This window comes from Pedobacter soli, assembly GCF_900101435.1.
Lineage (GTDB): Bacteria > Bacteroidota > Bacteroidia > Sphingobacteriales > Sphingobacteriaceae > Pedobacter > Pedobacter soli.
The window spans coordinates 651,882-671,293 of sequence record NZ_FMZH01000001.1 but is presented as its reverse complement, the minus strand read 5'-3'; the positions used below and the strand labels follow the sequence as shown (position 1 = coordinate 671,293).

Below are 19,412 nucleotides of genomic sequence, written 5' to 3'. Positions count from 1 at the left end.
CTTATGAAGAGATTTTTTACGAAAGTAGCTTTTACCGTTTCAGTAATTGTACTTTTTCTGGCACTTGCTCCCGCATTTGCTCAGTACACTAAAACTCAGCTGCATGCTGGCGGTTTATATACCGCTTTAGCCAAAGATGCGAGTGGAAATATTTATGTTACCAAAGCCTCTGGACCTGGGACGTATCATGTAGCCAAGTATACTGGCGGTACAGGTAGTCCCACCATTATCTATAGCGGCTTAACCTCTCAACCTGGAGAATATCCATGGGGTTTAGCAGTCGCGAGTAATGGTGATGTTTATCTGAGTACCGATTTTACAACCAATAATGGAGCAATTATCCGGTTAAATGCAGCATCATCTTATGCAGTAACCACAGTACAAACCGGAAGATACTTTACGGCATTGGCTTTAGATGCTGCAAATAACTTATATGCTTTAGAATATAATACCACCAATTCAGACTATGCTGTAGTTAAGTATACTGATCCATCAACAATCAACTCTACCAGTAAAACGATGATCTATCACGGTCTTGTTTCAGGAAGCGGAATGAGCTATCCTACTGGAATTGCTGTTGCAAACAATGGTGACGTTTTTGTAACTAAAACTTATAACGGAACTACACAAACCGGGGGGATTTTAAAAATAAATGCCCCAACCTACGCAACAACAACAAGCGTTGCAACAGGCACCTACGCCACAACATTAACACTTGATGAATTTGGCAACTTATATGCTTCTGAAACTAGCGGAACAAATACTTATTCGCTAAATAAATATACAGGTGCTACAGGTACACCAGCTGCTTTTTATTCCAATTTACATGGGACAGGTACATTTTTACCTTATGGGGTAGCTTTTATAGGTACAACAGGATATATTGCAGATGGTGACGATGGAACATTAGGAGGAGAGCTAATCAAAATGGCTCCAACAGATGTTGTTTTGCCAGCTGTGCCAACCGGATTGGCTGCAAGCGCCGGTAGCTCGCAAAATACACTAACCTGGAACGCCAATGCCGATGCAGACTTATTGGGCTACAAAGTTTATGGGGGGACTACAGCAGCGCCAACTACATTGTTGGCGGCCATTCCGAAGGGAACCACAACCTATACCCATACAGGCCTGATTAACGGAACACAATATTACTACCGTATTTCGGCAGAAGATAATTACTTTAACGAAAGTGCTAAATCGGCTGATGTAACGGCTACACCAACACCACCAGCCATTACTTCGGCTACTTATAATGCTTCAACCGGAGCTTTAGTGGTTACAGGATCGGCTTTCCCGGCTTTAGCAGGGGCAGCAAATGATATTTTAAGCAATAAATTTACTTTAACAGGAGAGGGCGGAGCTACTTATACGCTTACCTCGGCTGATGTTGACATTACCTCATCTACAGCTTTTACCATCAACTTAAATGCTACTGATAAAAATGCGGTGGGTATGATGTTGAATAAAAACGGAACGGCTTCTACCAGTGGCACAACTTACAACCTGGCAGCAGCCGAGGATTGGGCAGCAGGAGAAAACCCTGCCTCAGTAATTGTAGATCTAACCAATCCGATTACCGTATCAAACGTAGCAGCACCTGCAATTACCAGTGCTACATACAACGCTTCAACCGGAGCAGTAGTGGTAACAGGTACAGGTTTCTTAAAACTTAGTGGGTCAGCGAACGATATTGTAGCCAACAAATTTACTTTTACAGGCGAAGGGGCTGCTACATACGCTTTAACCAATACAGCCAACGTAGAAATCACATCGGGTACCGCATTTACTTTAACATTAAGTGCAGCCGATCTGACAGCTGTTAACCAAATTATCAATAAAAACGGTACGACTTCAACCGGAGGAACAACCTATAACCTGGCGGCAGCAGAAGACTGGGCTGCCGGTGCAGATCCCGCAGTTGTAGTAGCCGATTTAACCGGAAATGGAATTACCGCCAGTAACGTGGCAGTTCCGGCAATTACTTCAGCAACATACGATGCATCAACAGGTGCTTTAGTGGTAACCGGTACCAATTTCTTATCTTTATCAGGCGCAGCCAACGATATTGTAGCCAATAAATTTACTTTTACCGGCGAAGGAGGATCGACCTATACCTTAACCAATACACCTAATGTTGAAATTACTTCTGCAACTGCATTTACTTTAACATTAAGTGTAGCAGATCAGGCTGCGGTTAACCAGATCATCAATAAAAACGGTACCTCATCAACCAGCGGAACCACCTATAATCTGGGGGCTGCCGAAGACTGGGCAGCAGGAGCAGATGCCGCGGTTGTGGTAGCCGATTTAACCGGAAACGGGATAACTGTAAGCAATGTGGCTGTACCGGCAATTACAAGTGCTGCCTATAACGCTTCAACAGGAGCTTTAGTGGTAACCGGTACAGGTTTTTCTGCTAAAACAGGAGTCGCTAATGATATTGTAGCCAATAAATTTACAATTACAGGTGATGGCGGGGCAACCTATACTTTAACCAATACGTCAAATGTTGACATTACTTCATCAACTACCTTCACTTTAACTTTAAGTGCAGCTGACAAGGCGGGTGTTAACCTCATTGTGAATAAAAACGGTACTACATCAACCGGCGGTACAACCTACAATCTGGCAGGTGCAGAAGACTGGGCAGCTGGAGCAGATGCTGCCGTTGTGGTGGCCGATTTAACCGGAAATGGAATTACCGTTTCTAACGTTGCTATTCCTGCCATTACCAGCGCAACTTACGATGCATCAACGGGAGCTTTAGTTGTAACCGGTACCAATTTCTTACCTTTATCAGGCGCAGCCAACGATATTATAGCCAACAAATTTACTTTTATCGGCGAAGGAGGATCAGCTTACACTTTAACCAATACGCCTAATGTTGAAATTACATCTGCAACAGCATTTACTTTAACATTAAGTGCAGCAGATCTGGCTGCAGTTAATCAGATCATCAATAAAAACGGAACAACCTCAACCAGCGGAACTACTTATAACCTGGCTGCAGCAGAAGACTGGGCAGCAGGAGCAGATGCAGCGGTTGTAGTGGCCGATTTAACCGGAAACGGAATTACTGTAAGTAATGTTGCAGTACCAGTTATTACTGCCGCAACTTACGATGCCACTACAGGCGTATTAGCAGTAACAGGAACAGGATTTTTAAAATTAAACGGTGCAGCAAATGATATTGTTGCCAATAAATTAACTTTCAAAGGTCAGGGTGCAGGAACATATACCTTAACCGATTCGCCTAATGCAGAGCTTACCAGCGGCACTTCATTCAGCATTACCGTTAGTGCAACAGATAAATCAGCTTTAGCTTTATTGATGAATAAAGACGGTCTGTCTGCAGCTGATGCAACAGTTTACAATCTGGCAGCAGCCGAAGACTGGAATGCCGGTGCTGCAGCAGCGGTAGTAATTGCCGATCTGACAAACCCGGTAACAGTTTCAGGTGCCAAATCAAGAAATGCCGATTTAGCTACTTTAACCACCAGTGTGGGAACATTTACACCAGCTTTTGCGGCTGGTACAACAAGCTACAGCATTAATGTACCATTTACAACTTCAACAGCAACCATTACTGCAACAAGGGCAGAAAGTCATGCAACATTGGCTTCGAGTTTAGGTGCAGGTCCTTTTACAGCCTTAACAGATGGTGCTGCATCCGGAGCTTATACGCTGGCCGATGGTGCGAACGCGATTAATGTTAGGGTTACTGCCGAAGAACCAACTGTGACCAAAACTTATACCATAACGGTAAATAAACAGGTGGCCGCCTCAGTTGGTAATTTTGTTTGGCTTGATTACAACCAGAATGGTGTACAAGATGGAGGAGAGCCTGGCGTATCGGGAGCAACCGTTACTTTAACAGGAACCGATATCTTTGCCAATGCGGTTAATTTAACAACTACGACAGATGCATCCGGAAATTATACCTTTAGCAATTTAAATCCTTCAAGTGGCTATACCATTGTGGTATCAGGATATCCATCGCGTTATACTGCCACTTTCGATCTTGATGGAACAGGAACTAATGGTGCCACTTTCGCACTTGCATCAGGACAAAACAGAACCGATGTAGACTTCGGTTTATACGATCCATATTATGCTAATGCAGATTTATCTGCACTAAGCACTACCGCAGGTTTAACACCAGTATTTGCAGCTGGTACAACCAGTTATACTGCAAGTGTTTTAACTGCAACCAATACAGTAAAATTAACTGCTACTGCACTTGCTGCAGGATCAACCTTGCAAATTAATGCGAATGGAGCAGGCTTTGTAGCCTTAACCAGCGGTGTTGAAACTGCAGATTTAACTTTAAACTTTGGTAACAACACCTTTGATGTAAAGGTTACTGCCCAAAACGGAACAACAACTAAAACCTACACGGTAACTGTTAACCGGCCGAATGCAAATCAAACCATTACTTTTGCAGGTACTGCCTCAACTACTTACGGTGCTGCCGATTTTGATCCAGGAGCAACCAGTGCAACATCGGGAATTAATACAATCACTTACAGCAGTGATAATTTAGCCGTGGCTACTATTGTAGCAGGTAAAATACATGTTGTGGGTGCCGGAACGGCTGTTATTACAGCTAAGCAAGCGGCAAGTACCGGATATAACGCCGCTACTGATGCTACGCAGACCCTAACCGTAAATGCGAAAAGCATTACAGGTAACTTCACTGCCGACAATAAAGTTTACGATGGAAACAATACGGCAAGTGTTTTAAGCAGAACGCTTACCGGTGTAGTAACCGGCGATGAAGCTGCAGTTACCCTAACAGGAGGTACTGCAACTTTCGATAATGCCAATGTTGCTGCCAGTAAAACCGTTACAGCTGCTGGTATGACTTTAGGAGGTGCCAAAGCTGCAAACTATACCCTGGCATCTGTAGCAACAACTACAGCCAATATTACCACTAAGGATATCAGTGGTAACATTACAGCCAGCAATAAGGTTTATGATGGTAACAATACAGCCAATATCCTGACCAGAACATTGTCTGGAGTAGTAACCGGCGAAGAAGCAGATGTAACCTTAACCGGTGGAACAGCAACCTTTGCTGATGCATTGGTGGGTACCGGAAAAACGGTAACGGGATCGGGCTTAACCCTAACCGGAACCAAAGCTGCCAATTATAACTTAACAGGTGTAGCTACTACCACTGCAAACATTACCGGTTTAGCTTTAACCGGTGCTTTTACTGCCGATAATAAAGTTTACGATGGTAATACCACAGCAAGCGTATTAACCAGAACATTAACCGGTGTACTCCCTGCCGATGTGGCTGATGTAAACCTGACAGGTGGTACAGCTACTTTTGGTACAGCCGATGTAGGTACAGGTAAAACGGTTACTGCAGCAGGTATGACATTAGGAGGTGCCAAAGCAGCTAACTATACCTTATCATCTGTTGCAACAACCACGGCTAACATTACCGGCCTGGCCTTAACAGGTAGCTTTACTGCCGATAATAAGGTATATGATGGTACCAATGCCGCAACAATATTAACCAGAACTTTAGCAGGCGTATTACCTGCCGATATTGCAGATGTAACCTTAACTGGTGGCACAGCAACTTTCGGAGGCATCAATACCGGAAATGGTAAAAACGTTACTTCAACCGGTATGGTATTAACTGGAGCTAAAGCTGGTAACTATACTTTATTTGCTGTAAATACCACAACAGCTAATATTACGCCAAAAGATATCACCGGAATCTTCACTGCTGCTAACAAAGCGTACGATGGTAACACTACAGCAAGTATCTTAACCAGAAGTTTAACCGGCGTAGTGCCAGCTGACGTTGCTGATGTATCTTTAATTGGAGGTACAGCTACTTTTGCAACTGCAACTGTAGGCACAGGCAAAACGGTTACTTCAACCGGAATGACTTTGGATGGAACCAAAGCCGAAAACTATAACTTAACCGGTGTGGCTACAACTACAGCCAATATTACCGGACTGGCCTTAACCGGTAACTTTACAGCCGATAATAAGGTTTATGATGGTAATACTACCGCGAATATCTTAACCAGAACCTTAACAGGTGTACTTCCTGCCGATGCTGCCGATGTTACCTTAACAGGAGGCTCAGCAACGTTTGCCGATGCGGCCAAGGGAACCGGTAAAACGGTTACTGCTACCGGAATGACTTTAGGCGGAACCAAAGCAGCCAACTATACCTTAGGTACAGTAAATACTGCAATTGCCGATATAACCGCTAAAGACCTTACTGCAAGCTTCACTGCCGACAATAAAGTGTACGATGGCAATACTACTGCCACCATTTTAACCAGAACCTTAACAGGTGTATTGGCCGCTGATGTTGCTGACGTAACGGTTAGCGGAGGTACAGCAATCTTCAATAACGAAAGCGTAGGTACAGGCAAATCTGTAAATGCATCAGGTTTGGTATTGGCAGGAGCTAAAGGAGGCAATTACAATATCACAACTGTAAATGCAACTAGTGCAAACATCACTGCTAAAAACATCAGTGGTAACTTTACTGCCGACAATAAAGTGTACGATGCTAACACTACAGCAACCGTATTAACCAGAACCTTAACTGGCGTACTGGCCGGAGATGTTGCAGATGTTACCTTAACCGGTGGTACAGCAAGTTTTGCTACAGCCAGTGTAGGTACAGGTAAAACGGTTACTTCGACAGGTATGGCCATTACAGGTGCAAAAGCAGCTAACTATAGCCTAACTGGTGTAGCTACTACTACAGCCAACATTACCGGTTTAACCATTACCGGAAACATTACAGCTGCAAATAAAGTGTACGATGGTACGGCTAATGCTACCATTACCGGCAGAACCTTAACAGGTGTACTGGCTGCTGATGCTGCAGATGTAACTTTAAGCGGCGGAGCAGCAACTTTTGCCGATGCCAACAAAGGCACAGGTAAAACCGTAACCGCAACTGGTTTAACTTTAACAGGTGCTAAAGCCGCCAACTATACTTTAGCTTCAGTAGGTACTACCACTGCCGATATCACTGCAAAAGATATCGCCGGTAACTTTACTGCCGATAACAAGGTTTATGATGGTACTACCACCGCGAGTATCTTAACCAGAACCCTAACTGGTGTACTGGCCGGAGACGTCGCAGATGTTACCTTAACCGGAGGAACAGCAAGTTTTGCTACTGCCAGCATTGGTACCGGTAAAACTGTAACTTCAACAGGTATGAGCCTTTCTGGTTCAAAAGCAGCTAACTATAACTTAACAGGTGTAGGTACTGCTACTGCAAACATCACAGGTTTAACCATTACGGGTAACTTCACAGCGGGTAATAAAGTGTACGATGGCAATGCCACTGCTACCGTGTTAACCAGAACTTTAACAGGCGTATTGCCAGCTGATGCAGCTGATGTTACCTTAACAGGTGGTACGGCTAGCTTTGCCGATGCAAATAAAGGTGCTGGTAAAACGGTTACTGCTGCTGGTATGACTATAACAGGTACCAAAGCAGCTAACTATACTTTAGCTTCGGTGGCTACTACAACAGCCGATATCACTGCAAAAGATATCGCCGGTAACTTCACTGCCGATAGCAAAGTGTACGATGGCGCTACTACAGCAAATATCCTTACCAGAACCTTAACTGGCGTATTAGCTGCTGATGCTGCCGATGTTACTTTAACCGGTGGAACAGCAAACTTTGCCAATGCAAACGTAGGCACAGCTAAAACGGTATCGGCTACAGGATTGACTTTAACCGGAGCCAAAGCTGCCAATTACAATTTAACGGGCGTAGCTAATACAACCGCTAACATTACTGCAAAAAATATTGCAGGTGCATTTACAGCCGATAACAAAGCTTACGATGGTAACACCACCGCAACTATTTTAACCAGAACATTAACTGGCGTGATTACTGCCGATGCAGCCGACGTTACCTTAAGCGGTGGTACAGCAAGTTTTGCTGACGCCAACATTGGTACAGGTAAAACGGTAACTTCAACAGGTATGGTTTTAGCGGGCTCAAAAGCTGCTAACTATAACTTAACCGGAGTAGCTACCACAACAGCTAACATTGGCGTTAAAACCATCACCGGATCATTCACAGCTGATAATAAAGTTTACGATGGCAATACTACTGCCACCGTATTAACCAGAACCTTAACAGGTGTATTAGCTGCCGATGCTGCTGATGTTACCTTAACAGGTGGAACTGCAAGCTTTGCCGATGCTAACGTAGCTGCCGGTAAAACGGTAACTTCAACTGGCATGGCGCTTAGCGGAACAAAAGCGGGCAACTATAACCTAAGCAGCGTAGCTACCACAACTGCAGCCATTACTGCAAAAACAGTTAATGGAAGCATTACTGCCAGCAACAAAGTTTACGATGGTACTACTACTGCTGCCATTACAGGCAGAACCTTAACCGGTGTATTAACTGCCGATGTTGCCGATGTAAGCCTAACAGGCGGAACAGCAACCTTTGCCGATAAAAACGTGGGCACAGCAAAAGTGGTAACAGGCGCAGGCTTGTTATTATCGGGAGCTAAGGCTGCCAACTATACTTTGGCCAGCGTGGCAACTACAACTGCAAACATCAGTGTAAAACCAATTACGGTTACTGCCGATGCTAAGACAAAAGTGTATGGCGCAACAGATCCTGCATTAACCTATACTTTATCTGCAGGTGCATTAGCTACCGGCGATAACACCACTGGTGCATTGAGCAGGGCAGCAGGCGAGGTAGTAGGTACTTATGCCATTGCACAAAATACACTTAGTGCAGGTACCAATTATAGTATCACCTATGTACCGGCTAATCTTGAAATTACCAGAAAAGCGCTCGTAATTACAGCCGATAACAAAACCAAAAACTTTGGAGCAGCTAACCCTGCGCTTACCGCAAGTTACAGTGGTTTTGTAGGTACTGAAACTGCAGCAGTATTAACCAGTCCGGTAGTGTTAAGTACAACTGCTACTACCACATCATCAGCAGGTAATTACCCAATTACAGCTAGCGGTGCAGCAGCAGCAAACTACAGCATTACTTATGTTGCAGGTACCTTAACCATTAACCCAACTGCACAAACCATTACGTTTGCTGCATTGCCAAATAAGTTAGATACCGATGGTACCTTTACCTTAACGGCAACGGCAAGCTCAGGTTTACCGGTAACTTATACCAGCAGTAACCCAACTGTTGCCAGAATTATTAATGGTAACCAGGTTGAGATCCTGAAAGCAGGTGTAATCAACATTACTGCCAGTCAGGCCGGAAATGCCGATTACCAGGCCGCAACCAATGTGGTGCAGTCGTTCACTGTGATCGAGAACCCGCCACCGGTAATCACCATTACCAGCAATAAAGGTAACAGCATCAGCAAAGGTGAGGTTGCTGTACTTACGGCAAGTGGTGCTTTAACTTATCAGTGGTCAAATGCCAATGGTATCCTTAGCGGACAAAACAATGCTTTATTAACGGTTAGACCATCTCAAACCACCACTTACACGGTTACCGGTTTTAACCAGTACGGTCGTAGCAGCACCAAAACCTTTACCCTTGAGGTAAGGGCCGATTACCAGGTGCTGAATATTATGAACGTAATTACACCTAACGGTGATGGTAAAAATGATACCTGGAAAGTAGAGAATATCGATATGTATCCAAATAATACAGTTAAGGTATTTGATCGTTCAGGAAAGCTTGTGTTTGAAATGAAAGGCTACGACAACAGCTGGGGTGGTACTTTCAGAGGATCGGTATTACCTGAGGGTGCTTACTACTACATCATCGATTTCGGTCCTGGTGTTGGTGTAAGAAAAGGATATATCACCATAGTAGGTCAACAATAAGAGAGATTAATCAGTCATGATCAATTGAGTATTTAACCATACAAAACTGATCATGACTTAGCTAAACGTATAAAGATGAAAACAAAAAGAATTTTGATCACTTGCCTGATGCTTGGCATCAGCATGACCACTTTTGCGCAGCTTAACCCTATGGGAAGCATGTACTATCAAAACCTTTACCTAAGCAATCCGGCAATGGCGGGTATTGAAAAAGGATGGGAGCTTAATGCTGGTTACAAGGCGCAGTGGACCTCAATTGAAGGCGCACCTACCATGCAGGCGGTAACTGCAACTTACGGTACCCAAAGTAACAAAGTAGGAGCTGGATTATCATTTTATAATGAAAACGCAGGTGTAATTCAACGTACCAGTTTAAAAGGTACCTATGCCTATCACTTACCGCTTAACAACGAATCAAGCTATCTGGATTTTGGTCTTTCGGCAGGTATTATGAACGAATGGATCGACTTCAGCAAAATCAGGGGCGACCAGGGCGATATGTCGTTAACAAACTTCAACCAGCGCAAGCTGTATTTCGATGGTGATTTCGGGATTGCTTTCCGCAACCAGAATTTAAATATCCAGGCTGCACTACCCAACATGAAACGTTTCTTTAACCGCGATCTTTCAAGATCAGTGGTAGATAGGGCAACCTATTTTGCAGCGGTAAGCTACAAATTCATTAATCCTAATAAAGTTTTAAGTGTAATTGAACCGAAGTTCAGTTACCGTGGTATTGATAACTACCGCGATATTGTTGATTTGGGCTTAAACACCCAGTTCTGGACCAACAAACTTTTGTTAAGTACCATTTACCACAGCAGCAACAGTGTTTCTGTAGGTGCTGGTACAACTTATCAAAACCAACTGGCTATTTTGGTGATGTATACCACCAACACTTCAGCTTTACAGAATTATGCCAATGGCGAATTTGAAATAGGTTTGAAATACAATTTTAGATAAGAAACCTAAATGCAATTTGGGCATGATTAAATTTTAAGCATGAAATCCTTTTTATCAGAAATCTCACCGATCCTGTCTTTTTTAGATAGGATCGGTTTGCTTTATAAGCTTGAAGAAATCGAAGGTCAAACCTTTCTTCCAGGCTTAAAACTCAGTAAGGGTACCTTAATTATCGATCTTAATAAGTTACTTTATCCCGGAGATATTTTGCATGAAGCCGGTCATCTGGCTTGTATGCCTCCAGCAATCAGGCAAGAAATGAGCGATGATTTAGCCGCTTCCGATCTCCATCAGGGAGGCGAGATGATGGCCATTGCCTGGTCGTACGCTGCTTGTATTCACCTTAATATCGATCCAATAGTTGTGTTTCATGATGATGGATATAGAGCTGGCGGGAAAGCCATAATTGAAAGTTTTAAGCAAGAAATCCCCATGGGGATCCCGCTTTTGCAGTGGTGCGGCATGACTTTCGATCATATACAAGCTGAAAAACATCAAACACAACCTTTTCCTCATATGCAGCGTTGGCTGTGTGAGCATAGGCCTGACTAATATTGGCGGCTAAGCAATTGATACTGGTGACTAAGCAATTGATACTGGTGACTAAGCAATTGATACTGGCGATTAAGCAATTGATACTGGTGGCTAAGCAATTGATACTGGTAACTTAGCAATTGATACTGGCAGGTTAGCAATTGATAGTAGTGGCTTAGCAATTGATAGTAGTGGCTTAGCAATTGATACTGGTGGCTTAGCAATTGATACTGGTAGCTAAGCAATTGATACTGGTGGCTAAGCAATTGATACTGGCGGCTTAGCAATTGATACTGGTAGCTTAGCAATTGATAGTGGTATTGTATTCTTTGCTTTTCCTCTCTGCGCACTTTGCATTTTTTCTCCGCGCCCTTTGCGGTTAAAAGCCACGGATACACGGAATGTTTTGTGCCTTGGTGGTTAAATCTGCTTTGTGGCCTCTGTACTTTTTCTCTGCTTTCTCTGTGGTAAAATAAGTCGGAGGTCCGGAGTCAGATGTCGGAAGGCAATATGCATAAAACCTATTCTGCGGTTATCTGTGTAATCTGCGGGAAACAACCTGCATCTGCTTTGCACCCTCTGCGATTTATCTTTGCGAACTTTGCGGTTAAACGCCACGGATGCACGGAATAACACGGAAGATTTTGGTGTCTTGGTGCCTTTGTGGTTGAACAATAGCACTTAGCGCCCTTTGCGTTTTTCTCTCCGCGCCCTTTGCGGTTAAACAGCCACGAATGCACGGAATAACATGGAGAATTTCTTGTTAATCAGCTTAAACCAATTCAATCTCCAACAGCAGCTTAATAATATTCGCTATAATCGGGTTTTCATCATCACTTCGCCAGTTCAGGTAAAGATCGGTTGGGTGGGGTAGCTGGATGTATCTGATACCCGGTACAGCATGATGGATATACGAATCGGGCAGAATAGCCACTCCCAATTTCCGCCGCACCAGGGCGATAATGGTAGAGCCAAACTCAGAGTGCAGGTAAACATTAGGCTGGATACCAAAAGATTTAAACACATTTTTAATAATGCGGTTATAGCTGCTGCCTTCATCCTTAACCGGTAAAATAAATTTTTCTGCGATCAGCATTTCGCGCGTCAGCTCATCTATATTTTTAAGCGGATGGTCTTCCGGCACCACTAATGCCAGATGATCGGTATAGATTTTTTTTGAACTAATGCCATCAATGGTGGTCTTATCGCGTGTAATTACCACATCGAGCTTATAGTTCGCCAAAAACTCCTGTTGATTTTCATACATTACCTGTACCAGCTCAATCTGTAGTTTGGGAAATTCTTCATTTATCCGCGAGGTAATTTGCGGCACCAGCGAACCTGAAATAGAATCCGGATGCGCAATCCTGATGGTACCATATTCGCCCAATTGGATCTGACTGGCAAACTTATGAATGTGACTGATCTCATTGAACTGCTTCATCCATTTTTCCTTCAAAAACTTGCCTGCTGCCGTTAGCTTTACATTGCGCTTATTGCGGATAAACAATTGTATATCCAGCTCCTGCTCCAAAGCCTGTATCTGCCTGCTCAATGCCGATTGCGTAATGTTCATCTTAGCGGCTGTTTTCCAGAAATGAAGTTCATCGGCCAGGGTTAAAAAGTATTTGATTTGTTGTAGATCCATTATTGCAATTTATGCATTAATAAATGATAAAATAGCATTTTACTGAATTATTGCATGACTTATCTTTGTGCTATTACAAGCCAGCAAACAACATTAAAATGCATCATTCAATAACCATACAACAGATTGGCCCTTCAGCTATTTTAACCTTGCAGATCATTAGCAGGCAAATCTTTTTAGAAGCTTTTGCCGATACCACCAGCGAGGCCAATATGCAGGCTTATCTCGATTCGAGCTTTTCTTACGATAAATTACTGGCTGAGCTTGAAAATCCCGGCTCAAAGTTTTACTTCGCCCTTTCTGAAGAAAACGTAGTTGGTTATTTAAAATTGAACACCGGTGATGCACAGACTGAACAGGAACTGGAAGATGCGCTTGAAATTGAACGTATTTATGTGCTGGCCGCTTATCATGGCCAAAAGGTGGGGCAAGCCTTGTTAAATAAAGCTTTTGAGGTGGCTGAGGAGCTCCAATACAAAAATATATGGCTGGGCGTATGGGAAAATAATCAGCGGGCCATCCGTTTTTACACCAAAGCTGGTTTCGAGGTATTTAACAGTCATATTTTTCGTTTGGGCGATGATGAACAAACCGATCTGATGATGAAAAAACAATTATAAGCATGGGCAAGAAAAATATTTTCCTGGTGTTACTCATTATAGGCACCGCATTTTGGGGCTTATCCTTTTCGATAACCAAATTGTCGATTAGCAACCATTCCCCGCAACTTTTTTTACTTTACCGTTTTATAGGGGCAACACTGGTACTGGCAGTTGTTTTTCGCAAAAAAATGAAACAGCTGAATTATAAAAGCATCCTTTCCGGTGCTTTACTGGCTATCCCGCTCATGTTAGGCATCGGCTTGCAAACTTTAGGTATTAAACTCACCTCCGCGTCGCAAGCTGCATTTTTAGCCGGAACCACGGTGGTGATTGTGCCCTTATTAAAAATGGCCCTGTATAAGAAATTGCCGCACCTTAAAATCTGGGTTGCTGCCGGTTTATCATTAACGGGTTTGTTTATCATTTCGGTTAAAAATGGTTTCGCCATTAATGTAGGCGATTTATTTACCATTGGCGGGGCCATCGGTTTTGCCTATTATCTTTTCAGGGTAGAAGAAGAAGCGGCAAAGGTAGATATTGTTGCTACCATTGTACCTATGTTTGCTACCTGTGCCCTGCTTACTTTTGGTGCGGTGATCTGGAGCACTGAAGAAAGCTTAGTGCCGGCCGACAATACTTTTTGGTTGGGTGTTATTTTCTGTTCGCTTTTCTCTACTGCCTACATGTATTCTGTATCCAACGTGGCACAACAATATATCAGTGCCGAAAGGGTAGCTGTAATTTACCTTTTAGAGCCGATATTCGGTGCATTTGCAGCAGCTTACCTCATAGGCGAAGTAATTACCTGGCAGCTTTTAATCGGCGGACTATTTATCTTTGCCGGGATGGGTATATCTGAGCTCAAACTCAAAGCTTTTAGAAATCTTTTCGGACAGACCGCTAAACCAGTAACCACTCATTTAAACGAACATTAAACGGATATGGAGACACTAAAATTCAGGAACGCGACTAAAAATGATTTACCCAGGATTGTGGAAATCTATAACACCACTGTACCTACGAGAATGGCAACTGCTGATACTGAACCCGTATCGGTAGCCAGTCGCGAGCAGTGGTTTGATGAGCATGATCACAACCGGCCGCTCTGGGTAGTAGCAGATGAACAAAACCGTACGTTGGCCTGGGTTAGTTTTCAATCTTTTTATGGCAGGCCGGCTTATCAGGCCACTGTCGAGATTAGTATTTATATCGATCCCGAAAGCAGGGGAAAGGGGTTGGGCAAAAAGATCCTCGAGTATTGCATTAACGAGGCACCTAACTACGGTATCAAAACGTTGGTTGGCTTTATATTTTCGCACAATACACCGAGCCTGCGCTTGTTCGAGCAATTTGGTTTTGAGCATTGGGGGCAATTGCCCAACATCGCCGTGTTGGATGGTGAAGAAAAGAGCCTGACGATATTAGGCAAAAGAATCGCAACATAAGCTTATCCCGATCTTTACCATTAAGAATTTAAGGTCATTAAGCGGATGTTAAAAAAGCCACAGATTACTACGGATTTTTTTTGTCTTGGAGCCCTGGTGGTTAATTCTGCTTTGTGTCCTCTGTGTTTTTTCTCTACTTTCTCTGTGGTAAAATAAGTCGGAGGTCCGGAGTCAGAGGTCTGAAGATAATATGCATAAAACCTATTCTGCGGTTATCAGTGTAATCTGCGGGAAACAGCCTGCATCTACTTTGCGTCCTCTGCGATTTATCTTCGTGCTTTGCGGTTAAACAGCCACGGATGCACGGAATAACACGGAGAATTTTAGTGCCTTGGTGGTTAATTCTGCTTTGCGTCCTCTGCGATTTATCTTTGCGTGCTTTGCGGTTAAACAGCCACGGATACACGGAATAACACGGAGAATTTTAGTGCCTTGGTGGTTAATTCTGCTTTGTGGCCTCTGCGATTTATCTTTGCGTGCTTTGCGGTTAAATAGCCACGGATGCACGGAATAATACGAAAGATTTAGTGCCTTAGTGGTTAAACAACTTAAGCATCCCTCACCACCGCTTCAATTTTATCTAAAATGAATGCTACAGTTTTTTCGCGAATTTCATTTCGCTGATCGTCGGTTTTATCAGGTTTAATAACTGTTTCGAAATGATGAAATGTCTGATACCAGATAGAAACATAAATTTGTCCAACCTCCTTATCAATAACATAATCTGTTGTGGGCAGAGAGGCTACACCAGTTACCGCTACAGCAATAGAAGCATCAGGATAGAGCGAACGTAAGCCAGCACACATGGCAAAGGTAGTCTCTTTAGATTCGGCGGTATAAGCTGCAATGATTTGCGCATCAACACCAAGCACTTTTGTTTTAACTGTGGCATCGTAAGTTACAATGCTTCCCTTTAATATTGCTGAAGCACCCGAAACCGAAGCAATAGTGCTTGATAATAAGCCTGCGGTAATACTTTCGGCACAAATTAGCGTTAAGCCTTTATCCCTTAAAAAATTGTTGAAACTGGCAATGCGGGTTACGGAGATCATGGTGTCAGATTTTGGGTTAAGATATGATTTTTATGGTTAATTTGTCATAGGTTTATTGACGCTAACATTGTTGCAACAAATTCAGTAAAAACAGAACTAAATGAGATGGCGCTCAACGTAAAACGCTGAACGCCATCCTGATCATTGTGTTTTGATTCTTGGTACTTGATTCTTGGTACTTGATTATTGATGCTTGTTAATTGGTACTTGATTATTGGTGTTTGGTCATTGGTACTTGATTCTTGATACTCGAATATTAATCCAAGCCCTTACCAACCCAAATAATAATCCTTATCTAACCAAACCGGGCGTTTAAGTCCGAAATAATCCTTGAGCATTAATTCAGCTACACAAAAAGCGCCTTCAACCCAGCCCTGCTGATCAGAATAAGCTTCGCCAATAATGTGGATCTGCTCATCAGCTACTGGCTTGCGCATGTAAGGCATTACCTTTTCAACCGAGTAGCCAGCTTTCCAGGCATGGTAGCCCGCACCAAAAGGCTCGTCGGTCCAATCCCTGAAATAAGTTACATAAGGTTCGGGAATATTTACCTGTGCACCATGTAGTTCGCGCAACTGAGTCATCAACTCATCAACCATCAGCTTGGTAGCCTGTACGCTGTCCAGTTCGTGCAATTCTTTCAATGAAGCTGATTTAGCTGGTTTTACTTCGAAAAGCAATTTGTCATCCGTAAGTGCTTTCCAGAAGGTTTCGGTTTCCATGTCGCCATAGCTGCCCAGTAACATCGAGTTATTGGTTTGCGGATCGGTACCAAAGTAGTAACATTGGCGCATCGGCAAATCGGTAATTGAGTGACCCGAATCAATGCCCAGCTCTTTCCACCAGGGGTAGGTAAAGCCCATTAAAATTTTAAAGGCAGGTTCCATAATTACCGAGCGGATATTGTTGTTCAGCACTGCATTTTCGTTAATATCGAAAAAGAAATTGTCCTGATCTAAAAGCTCGAGCGATTTCCGTGGCATGGCCAGTACCAGGGTATTGGCGTATACTTTCCATTTCGTATTGGTTTCGATGTTTAAGAAAGTGAGTTCGTATTTATGCGTGTGGATGAAGGGATGCGTTTTGGTAAAGGTAAGCAGCTTATTTTTAGCCCAGATACAAGCCCCTGCATGATCGGTATAGGCATTGGCTACGGCATAGGCAATACTATCGTAACCCTCTTCAATGGTTTTGTAAATGGTGCCGGCCGAGAAATCTCCCACCATGTATGGAAAAGCTTCAGCCGAATTCCAGTTGATGGTGTTTGAATAATATCCCCCTGCATTGGCTAAAAACTCGTAACCCTCTTGCGAAACCTGGTCTTTAATCAGGTTCCAGAAACCCAGGTCGTTCACCAGTCGTTTATCGTAAGGCGAATTGGGGAAATTATATACCAGTTTCGGTTTAATATCATCCCAGTCGCGACTTGTTAACTCAAACGAATAATCGTAAATGCTGGCGCCACTAATAATCTTATCTCCATAAGTTTTGGCTACCCATGGATCGGCCATCAGCACATCGTAAATGATTTTATTAAACAATTGATCTGAGCTAAACCCCAGGTCATCATCATTGAGGTAGTACCGGGTTAAGAGCTTTTCATGACCTGTTTGCGCCACATTCCAGGCATCTTGCTTAAAACGTTCTTTACGAAGGTACATCAGTAATTTAGACGGATCGCCCATTGGAAAAGGGATAGGGGTCATTTTATCTTTAAGCACGGGCGTACGTTTGGCCGGATCTTTTTCGCTAAGCGGATAGCCTTCGATCAAAGTGGTTACAATTTGTTGCGAAGTAAGGTAACGCATGCCGCCCAGTTCGCCCCAGAAATTCATCCCTGGCATAATTACCGATTCGAGGCGACCGCCCAGTTTATCGTTCATGTCGAAAATCTGTACCTGGCTGGCCGTGTATTTTTGATCCGTTACCAGGCGGTAAGCAGTGTATAATCCCGAAGTTCCTGCACCAATAATGGCGACTTCAGTTTTTAAATCGGGATGCATACCCGTGTTTAAAGGTGTGTTTTTGTTCATAGTAAGTTGGTTTTAAATTGCTTTGAAGAATTTTTGTCCTAACTGGAATGGGCTAATGTCGAAATCAGTATGTCCATCCAATGCCAGATCAGACATGATTTTGCCTAAGAATGGAGTAAACTTGGCAGCCCAGCCAGTAGCATACAACACAATGTTTTTATGATTGGGTACATAGCTTGGTGCAAAATCAATTAACAGTTCTTTGTTTGGAATGGTACTCAGTGCAATTAAGCAGGTCGAAGTATATTCTGGTTCTGTACTTAAGCCGGTCATGTGGTCTTTTACCCATTCTGCCGTATAGCCCAGTTCTTGCTGGTTTGGAATTAAAGTCCGTTCGTTGGGCTCATCTAAAGGTGTAATTACAAAATCGGGTGCTACGCGGATATATTCCGGATGATCCCAGTCTACTGAAGGGAAACCATAAAACTGGTTGCCGTTTTGGCCAATGGCATTCTGGAAAACAAACCAGGTAGGATATTGTATCGCAGGGTCGGTTTTCTTAAAATAAGCTGAAGACATGTTCCAATACGTAGCATCGATCTTAAAATCGAGCAGGTTAATTACGCTGTTAATGTAAGGGCCGGGAATAATCGATAGCTTTTCGGTAATGTAAATGCCGTTCGGGGTCTCAATTTCGAAAAGTTTACCAATTTGGTTGATTTTGAGTACCGGAGAGTTCTCTTTCAGCTCAACAGTTTCTTCCTTTTGGCATAAACCTAACAGTGCTTCAATGGTAGCCTTAAAATTAATGCTGGCACCATCGGGTTGAAAAAGCCCGGTGTAGGTTTCTGGTAAGTTTTTGAAGTGGTATTTTTCTTCAATTTCTTTGGCTGTTAAAGTGGTGTACGGAACATTTAAGGCTTTCAGGGCTGCTTCAGCTTCTGCAATGTTGCCTTCTGTTGAGTGTACCGCCGGATCGCCAAACCACAAGGTACCTACTTTATCCAGCAATGATGTATCACTTGCGCTTTCGAGTTCATCCCAATAAGGTTGTGCATCTAAAGCCATTTGTACCATGTACTCATCTGGATAGGGAATGCGGAACTGGCGCGATACACCTGCCGAACTTCCAAGCTGGTTAACAAAAGTAAACTGTTCCAGTACCAGGGTTTTAGCCTTTCGTTTACCCAGATGGTAGGCTGTGGCCAGGCCTATAGCGCCACCACCGATGACAATTACGTCGTAATTTTCTGTAATCATAAGTTGTATGTATTATTCTTTATTGGAATGTATGTAGCGTTGGCTTGAAATATATAGTCTGCGCATCAATCCGGTTTTATATTACATGAATTGAGCTG

Annotated in this window: 11 protein-coding genes; 6 read left to right on the top strand and 5 right to left on the bottom strand. The window is 43.2% G+C overall.

Going from position 1 to position 19,412, the window contains the following annotated elements; genetic code table 11:
• Positions 1 to 3 precede the first annotated feature (3 nt).
• From BLR37_RS02655 to BLR37_RS02645, 3 genes are all read left to right on the top strand, one after another.
• A complete protein-coding gene (locus tag BLR37_RS02655; protein WP_090764232.1) occupies positions 4 to 9,837 on the top strand; it encodes a YDG domain-containing protein in 9,834 nt (3,277 codons plus the stop codon).
• Positions 9,838 to 9,912: 75 nt separating this feature from the next.
• On the top strand, positions 9,913 to 10,800 hold the full coding sequence (locus tag BLR37_RS02650; protein ID WP_039471741.1) for a PorP/SprF family type IX secretion system membrane protein: 888 nt from the start codon (positions 9,913 to 9,915) through the stop codon (positions 10,798 to 10,800).
• Positions 10,801 to 10,839: 39 nt separating this feature from the next.
• Positions 10,840 to 11,352 carry a hypothetical protein gene (locus BLR37_RS02645; protein ID WP_090764229.1) on the top strand — a complete coding sequence of 171 codons (513 nt, stop codon included), beginning with the start codon at positions 10,840 to 10,842 and terminating at the stop codon, positions 11,350 to 11,352.
• On the opposite strand, the gene BLR37_RS25060 is transcribed toward BLR37_RS02645, so the two are convergent.
• Together BLR37_RS25060 and BLR37_RS02640 are read right to left on the bottom strand one after the other, a co-directional pair.
• A complete protein-coding gene (locus BLR37_RS25060; protein ID WP_143009517.1) occupies positions 11,349 to 11,684 on the bottom strand; it encodes a hypothetical protein in 336 nt (111 codons plus the stop codon). The two genes, BLR37_RS02645 and BLR37_RS25060, sit on opposite strands and share 4 nt — an antisense overlap.
• Positions 11,685 to 12,106: 422 nt before the next feature.
• Positions 12,107 to 12,982, bottom strand: coding sequence for a LysR family transcriptional regulator (locus tag BLR37_RS02640; protein WP_090764226.1), 876 nt, complete (start codon positions 12,980 to 12,982; stop codon positions 12,107 to 12,109).
• Between the two features lie 98 nt (positions 12,983 to 13,080).
• On the opposite strand from BLR37_RS02640, the gene BLR37_RS02635 reads away from it, so the two are divergent.
• The 3 genes from BLR37_RS02635 to BLR37_RS02625 are packed head-to-tail and all read left to right on the top strand — an operon-like array spanning position 13,081 to position 15,029.
• Positions 13,081 to 13,602 (top strand): GNAT family N-acetyltransferase, encoded by a 522-nt coding sequence (locus BLR37_RS02635; RefSeq protein WP_090764223.1) that lies wholly within the window; start codon positions 13,081 to 13,083, stop codon positions 13,600 to 13,602.
• A 2-nt stretch (positions 13,603 to 13,604) separates the two neighbouring features.
• Positions 13,605 to 14,519: a DMT family transporter gene (locus BLR37_RS02630; RefSeq protein ID WP_090764220.1), complete on the top strand. Its 915-nt coding sequence runs from the start codon at positions 13,605 to 13,607 to the stop codon at positions 14,517 to 14,519.
• A gap of 6 nt (positions 14,520 to 14,525) precedes the next feature.
• Positions 14,526 to 15,029 carry a GNAT family N-acetyltransferase gene (locus BLR37_RS02625; RefSeq protein ID WP_090764218.1) on the top strand — a complete coding sequence of 168 codons (504 nt, stop codon included), beginning with the start codon at positions 14,526 to 14,528 and terminating at the stop codon, positions 15,027 to 15,029.
• Between the two features lie 548 nt (positions 15,030 to 15,577).
• Here the strand turns inward: BLR37_RS02625 and BLR37_RS02620 are convergent.
• The 3 genes from BLR37_RS02620 to BLR37_RS02610 all read right to left on the bottom strand — a co-directional run bounded on the left by BLR37_RS02620 (position 15,578) and on the right by BLR37_RS02610 (position 19,314).
• Positions 15,578 to 16,081 (bottom strand): CinA family protein, encoded by a 504-nt coding sequence (locus BLR37_RS02620; protein WP_090764216.1) that lies wholly within the window; start codon positions 16,079 to 16,081, stop codon positions 15,578 to 15,580.
• 269 nt (positions 16,082 to 16,350) lie between these two features.
• Entirely contained in the window at positions 16,351 to 18,114 is a 1,764-nt protein-coding gene (locus BLR37_RS02615; protein WP_090764213.1) for a flavin monoamine oxidase family protein, read from the bottom strand.
• Positions 18,115 to 18,126: 12 nt separating this feature from the next.
• Entirely contained in the window at positions 18,127 to 19,314 is a 1,188-nt protein-coding gene (locus BLR37_RS02610) for an FAD-dependent oxidoreductase (RefSeq protein ID WP_090764210.1), read from the bottom strand.
• Positions 19,315 to 19,412 lie beyond the last annotated feature (98 nt).